Raw genomic sequence first — 5893 nt, forward strand, 5'->3', positions numbered from 1 at the left:
CTAGAACAATTTTGTTATCTGCCTTAACCACCATTTCATCGAAGCAGCGACACCAAAGTGAAAAGTACGTCTTAGAAATAGGTTTGTTCGGTGAAAAGTGATCCATGATTAACATGATGATCGGCATACTTCTTGGTACACACACAAACCCCTTACTGTCTTTTGACCAAAAATCTGAGTCAGTCAACTCCGGCCAAAGATTTTTACGACGCTCTTTATAAGTCTTCGCTATCTTTCTTGATCTGGCTACTTTTCTACGCTCTGACATGTTGTTTCCTTGTTCTAGTTCATAAGACATATATTATTTAAAAAAATCTTACGATTCAAATATTTAGTGGTGTATTAAAAATTAGTGAATATTTAATAAAAATACATTTTAAAAATTAGATTGTTATATTTATTCTGTTATATTTCTTGAGTTGTAATTTTTTTTACGAAAATATTTTTTAAGTAATTGAATATAACGGGGAAATATAAAAATTGTGGTCTCATGGGTATCTCTGGTATCCCTGAGTTATCACTGTATAATTTAATATCTTGGGGGTGATTATTAAGAGGGGGGTATATTTTTAAAAAAGCTTTAAAAAATATAAAAATAATTAGGCAGAAAACTATGAAAATTGGCTGTTATGAGTGTAAATATGGGGGGATTAGCTCGATGCTTTGAAATATGGCTTTAGCCATAATTTAAAGTCGAGCCACTTTGCGACGGTCATTGTTGGCAGAATATTGAAAGAAGCGGAGCAAAGTACCAAGCGGCCATTATTTAGGGTCAATCACACAATAATCAGCATTTTTCCCATAGCCGCACTGTTTTTTTATAACTCGAACGCATGTTTTCCCATCACATTTTGATAGGTCTAAACTGTATTTTTTCAGGTTGTTTACTTCCGATCTGCGCTGCTGGATTTCATCCATACTTGGTACAAATAAAAATAATGCCAAGAACAACACCATCACCAACGCTACAAATGCACTGGCAAACACGGCAATGAATTGATAGTTAAGACGGCTGGTTGCTTTGTCTAGTTCCTGAATACGGCTCTTTAATGCCCCTATAGCCTGTTTATTTGTCTCCTGTAGCGACTTTTCGGCTTTATCCAGAACCCCACTAGCTACTTGGGTGTAAAACGTCTCTAATCGCTTCTTATCGTCTGCTATGGCTTCTCTGTATTCCTTCATGGAAGCCAATAAAATATATAACTGGTCGTCTAAGTCGTTTTGATTGCTCATAAGGAAGGCCCATCTCTATTCATGCTTTTGCGTTGTTTCAGCTTCATGGCTCTTTCTTGCTGTAGCTTTAACTGCTGCTGATGTTCCAGTTGTAAGCGTTTAGCTTCCTGATCTTTCTTCCATTGCTCGAAACCCTTTTCAACACGGCTGAAGCCTTGTTCTAGGATTTTTTCCTTTTTGGGTTCTTTGTATTGGAGCTGCTGACTGTTTTGCTGTTTGATGTTGTCATTGAAACGGCTAACTTCAGTATCTATGCCCTTCCTGCGTAATTGAGTAACCTTGCTGCCTTCATGTATGGTGGCTTGTAGGCCGTTACCTTGTTCGGCATAGCTACGATGGTCTATTTTTTCTTTGTACCCTGCTTTGTCCAGGGCGTAATTTGCAAGGTTTGCCCAGGTGGCTCGAATCTGCTTGATTTCTTCCTGGCTTGTTCCCATGCCTAGGCTTTTTCTTTTGGTGTTACTTAGCTCGATTTCCGCTTTTTGAGTGAGGACCAATTTATTTTCAGTGTCTAATTCTGCTTTGCGAGTTGTCAGCAAGATATGTGCATGATGGTTTTTATCATCTCCACCTTTGCTGGGTGCATGAATCGCTAAATCTGCAACTACGCCATAGCGATCTACTAAGGACTTGGCAAAGTTTTTAGCAAGTTCCTTGCGTTGTTCTTCATTCAATTCATCAGGTAAAGCAATAACCCATTCTCTAGCGGTTCTAGCATCTTTACGGTTTTCCATTTTTTCCGCCAGATTCCAGAGTTCAGCACGATCAATTTGAGTATCTAAGTTCGAGATAATTTCGGTGTAAGCCACACCTTCTTTTCTCGTAAAGTCGTGTGTTAATCCTGTCCGTTCATCTGTCAATTTTTCTCCTGCACGATAGGCCATAGATGCTACCGCAGTTCGTCCCGAACTTCGGTTAACGGTCTTAGTCGTACAGTGATAAATTGCCATGCCTTAGCCTTGTGATGGTTTTGCTTTTGCTTTTAAAAAAATTGCGTAGCAGTTTTTTGGGGTTAAGGGGATTCCCCTTACGCAACGATGACTTGAACTTTGTTCAAGTCGTAAGTGCGCATTTCATGAAAAACACGATAGCATATAGCCCGCTTGAATTCCAATTCATAGGGCCTTATGCTTGAGTGGTTTTCTATATCCCGAAATCTGAATCATGACAAAAGCTGCTGAAAATCTCGAAAAGAAAATCGAAGCCCAGTTAGAAAAGCTGAAACAACTAAAGGCTCGTAAACAGGCTATCGAAGCTAGAGAAAAATCAAAGCAAAAAGAGCAGGAAAGAAAGGACGATACCCGACGTAAAATTTTGCTTGGTTCTTATTTAATTAAAAAGATGCAGGCCAATGAAGCCAATAAAGAAAAGATTCTTGCTGATCTGAATGAATACTTAACTGAGGACCGTGATAGAAAACTTTTTGGTTTAACCTTAGTAAATGAAACAACGAATAGTTAAGTTGAAGATTATGAAATTTAGCACCTTGATTGCATCCCTTTTATTTTTATCTCCTATCACCTATGCCCAGCATCCAATGGACAGGTTAAATGATTTGATGAATAGCCCAGTATCTCAAAAAATTACCACTGAGGATGAAGTTAGAACATATGTAAAGAGAGTGAGGGAATCACTTGATTTTATGGATCGCTATAAGGCAGCAGGAATATCTTATAAAGATAAAAATGGTTATACAAAGCAAGAGCTTAATGACTTTCAATGCAATAAATTATACATGATGACTGATCTTATAGATTTTCAAAAGATGTACTCGCATTTAGCTTATGTGCCAGAGATTAAGTCTATTAATCAAAATACAATTGAGCTTAGAGAAGAAGTACTTAAGAACGTCAGAAAATACAATTTCAAGTGTACGAATGAGCTGATAAATATTCCTTTAGATACCTCAAAACTCTAATTAAATAGACTTGTTCTCTGATCCTGCCTTAAATCCAGCTTTTTCTAAGAGTGGATAAAGTTCTCTAAGTTTTTGAGGTTCTAAAAGCATGTCAGCAATACGAATAGCAAACTGCTGGTAGCTTTCAGTACCGTGAGAATATTTGCCCATTTCAGGCATTTCAGAAAGTTTAGTTGCGAATAAATGACGTTGAGAATCGGTCATTTGTACAAAAAAGTCAGGTGTATTGGGATCTCGTTTAGCTGCTACGATCTTTTCCGATTTAGGTTTATTTTGCTTAAATTTAAATGAGAACCCTGTAATTGTACGGCCTGATTTATGTTGATCATAATTAACCGTCAAATCTGTGTGCTTATTAATTTGTTGTATTGCTGGCTCGAAAACTCGCTTTTTGAAATCACTCATTAATTTATATTCAGTAGGTAACACCCCTATTTTTGAACGGAAATCTTCTATTTCAATAATGGGGGTTTTACCTGTACTACGCCAACAAACTAATAATTCATATAGTCGAGTTGCATACACGTTTAAGCTTTTAACTTGTTCTAGTTCATAACTCGTAAAATTTTGCTCTAGCCTAGTTATTAGAGGGACAATTTCTGGAGAAAAGCGGAGTTTAAGAACTCCTGCACCTTCTACATATGAAATACCACTAACCCAGCGAATTACACGCTTTTCAGGTTTATTCCTTTTTTCATCAAGCATCATGTAAGTGACTTGACGATTAAAAAGAGTCTGAGCCGCCTCTGAAAGCATGGCATACGTATTTTTTACATTTACATCAAATCTATCTGCATAGTGTTGAGCATGTATTTCTAAAAATGTCTCTGAATCTATCCCCCTACTAGATTCTCTAGCTTCAATGATAGCTAGCAATACAAGACGTTGCTCAACTAGACCCAGAGAGTAACTAGCATTGATCAAATTATTATCTTTAACGACTAAATCCATATTTTTTTAACGCCAATTTTTTTTATAAAAAACAACCTAAAACTACCATTAAAAAGACATTTTGTAAAATGTCTTTTTAAGCAGGGTAAATGTCTTTTTATAGCAGGGTAAATGTCTTTTTATAGCAGGGTAAATGTCTTTTTATAGCAGGGTAAATGTCTTTTTATAGCATCTGAAATCCTTTTATATAGCGGGTTTCAGCGTGTCTAAAAACAATTAAAAGTATTTAAAAACAATTAAAAACCCGCTACGCTATTTTTTTTGTTAAAATTTTAACAGAAATTCTTATTTGTCGAGGTGGCAAATGAATGTAATGGGCTTAGTTATTACCCAAGCATCAAATCAAAAAACAGTACCTGTTCGTATTAATCTTGATAGAATGAAATCAGCTCTTGCTTCAGAAACCTTTGTTATGCCTCAAGGTTTAAGCAGAGAAGAGAAAAGAAGATTAATATTGGAAGCAGGGAAAAAATAATTGTCATACACGTGGGAATTTGGAAAACAATTTGCAGTTGAATTTGGTCGTTATCCTGAAAACCAACAAGATAAAATTCTAGATTTCACTGATGTCTATGAAGAGTTTGGTTTAAGGGACTTTTCCAAATACCAAGGTAAAATCTCCCCATCATGGCGTGGAATAGATAAAACTGATCCAATTTATAATTACACATATTCAAATAATCTTTGGCATTACCATATTGGTATTCCAGACTATGTTAAAAGTAAATATAACAACTATTTAACTTCGGACATGATTCTTCATTTCCAGAGAAAGCAGCAAATAGATCATATTCGCTTAGTAGATATTACTTGGCACTATAAAGCCAATGGAATGTTCTGGTTACCAAGTCCTGAATATTTAGAATAAGTACAGTCGCTTTGCTCTGTTAATCCTTTTATCAAGCAAAAGGGAAAAATTGTAATCAGAGAGAAAATGCGGTTTTAATACTATGTGATCGCTCGTAGACACTCGCTCGGCTCTTATTGGTCACATTAATTTAATTTGTGATAAGATTTATATGATAAACAAAAAGCGAGTGGTTCAGACTCGCTCCTTGTGTTTACCTTCTACGGTTACTTAGTTCTGGCAGGAATTTCAGTATCCGATTTTTCAATATTGATCATGATGTTCATCTTAGTGTTCACAGCTAAGACGCATACTGCTACGGCTAGAATCAGTACTACTGCCCAGCCGTAGACTGGAATGCTTTCGATTAATAAAATAATTTCTGGAATACTCATAAATTAAATCTCTCTTGTTAAGGTTGCGGTTTCGAGCTTTAACGCCCATTGTTTGTAAATTAGTCATGCGAATCTCCGAGACTAACTAGTTAATAAATTCAATTAGTTACGCTATTAATCTGTTTTAAATTTTCATACTTCAATTACCTCCTCATCTTCTTCAGTTTCATCTTGTTGCAAGTTAGCCAAGTCCTTTGAATTGACTTCTAAAACGCGTGTTTCCAGTGCATCTTTCAACACTGCTAAAGCATTTGAATGGTCAGTTTCAAAAAGTTTTAAAATCACTTTGAATGGATTGATTAAAACAATCAGATCGCCATCAAAGGTTTCTTGCCGTTTGATAAAGCCAAGTTCTTCAAGTTTTTCTATACGTGATTTCCACGTGGTCACTTTACGCTCACCAGAAAATCCGGCTTCTGTAGCTAGAACAATTTTGTTATCTGCCTTAACCACCATTTCATCGAAGCAGCGACACCAAAGTGAAAAGTACGTCTTAGAAATAGGTTTGTTCGGTGAAAAGTGATCCATGATTAACATGATGATCGGCAT

The 5893-nt window shown here is 36.2% G+C and carries 9 protein-coding genes and 1 pseudogene; 4 read left to right on the top strand and 6 right to left on the bottom strand.

The window, feature by feature from the left end; all coding sequences use genetic code 11:
* From FTT63_RS15640 to mobQ, 3 genes and pseudogenes are all read right to left on the bottom strand, one after another.
* Nucleotides 1-268 (bottom strand): annotated as a pseudogene (locus tag FTT63_RS15640) (hypothetical protein); the annotation flags it as partial.
* A gap of 494 nt (nt 269-762) precedes the next feature.
* Nucleotides 763-1233: a hypothetical protein gene (locus FTT63_RS14635; RefSeq protein ID WP_005264961.1), complete on the bottom strand. Its 471-nt coding sequence runs from the start codon at nt 1231-1233 to the stop codon at nt 763-765.
* Nucleotides 1230-2183, bottom strand: coding sequence for a MobQ family relaxase (mobQ, locus tag FTT63_RS14640; protein ID WP_035301481.1), 954 nt, complete (start codon nt 2181-2183; stop codon nt 1230-1232). The genes FTT63_RS14635 and mobQ overlap by 4 nt, the downstream gene beginning before the upstream one ends.
* A 214-nt stretch (nt 2184-2397) precedes the next feature.
* On the opposite strand from mobQ, the gene FTT63_RS14645 reads away from it, so the two are divergent.
* Nucleotides 2398-2694 (top strand): hypothetical protein, encoded by a 297-nt coding sequence (locus tag FTT63_RS14645; protein WP_005264967.1) that lies wholly within the window; start codon nt 2398-2400, stop codon nt 2692-2694.
* Nucleotides 2695-2704: 10 nt separating this feature from the next.
* Nucleotides 2705-3151 carry a hypothetical protein gene (locus tag FTT63_RS14650; protein ID WP_005264966.1) on the top strand — a complete coding sequence of 149 codons (447 nt, stop codon included), beginning with the start codon at nt 2705-2707 and terminating at the stop codon, nt 3149-3151.
* On the opposite strand, the gene repM is transcribed toward FTT63_RS14650, so the two are convergent.
* A complete protein-coding gene (gene repM / locus FTT63_RS14655; protein ID WP_005264965.1) occupies nt 3152-4102 on the bottom strand; it encodes a replication initiation protein RepM in 951 nt (316 codons plus the stop codon).
* Nucleotides 4103-4406: 304 nt separating this feature from the next.
* On the opposite strand from repM, the gene FTT63_RS14660 reads away from it, so the two are divergent.
* Nucleotides 4407-4577: a hypothetical protein gene (locus FTT63_RS14660; RefSeq protein WP_005264964.1), complete on the top strand. Its 171-nt coding sequence runs from the start codon at nt 4407-4409 to the stop codon at nt 4575-4577.
* Nucleotides 4578-4970 carry a hypothetical protein gene (locus FTT63_RS14665; protein ID WP_005264963.1) on the top strand — a complete coding sequence of 131 codons (393 nt, stop codon included), beginning with the start codon at nt 4578-4580 and terminating at the stop codon, nt 4968-4970. It begins immediately after the preceding gene.
* A 206-nt stretch (nt 4971-5176) separates the two neighbouring features.
* Here FTT63_RS14665 and FTT63_RS14670 read toward each other — a convergent pair whose 3' ends face one another.
* Nucleotides 5177-5344 (bottom strand): hypothetical protein, encoded by a 168-nt coding sequence (locus FTT63_RS14670; protein ID WP_004282269.1) that lies wholly within the window; start codon nt 5342-5344, stop codon nt 5177-5179.
* Nucleotides 5345-5476: 132 nt separating this feature from the next.
* A partial coding sequence (locus FTT63_RS14675) for a hypothetical protein (RefSeq protein ID WP_180192446.1) occupies nt 5477-5893 on the bottom strand: 417 nt, incomplete at its 5' end.

Origin of the sequence: Acinetobacter sp. C15 (assembly GCF_013420645.1) — a bacterium.
In the GTDB taxonomy this organism is placed as follows: domain Bacteria; phylum Pseudomonadota; class Gammaproteobacteria; order Pseudomonadales; family Moraxellaceae; genus Acinetobacter; species Acinetobacter indicus.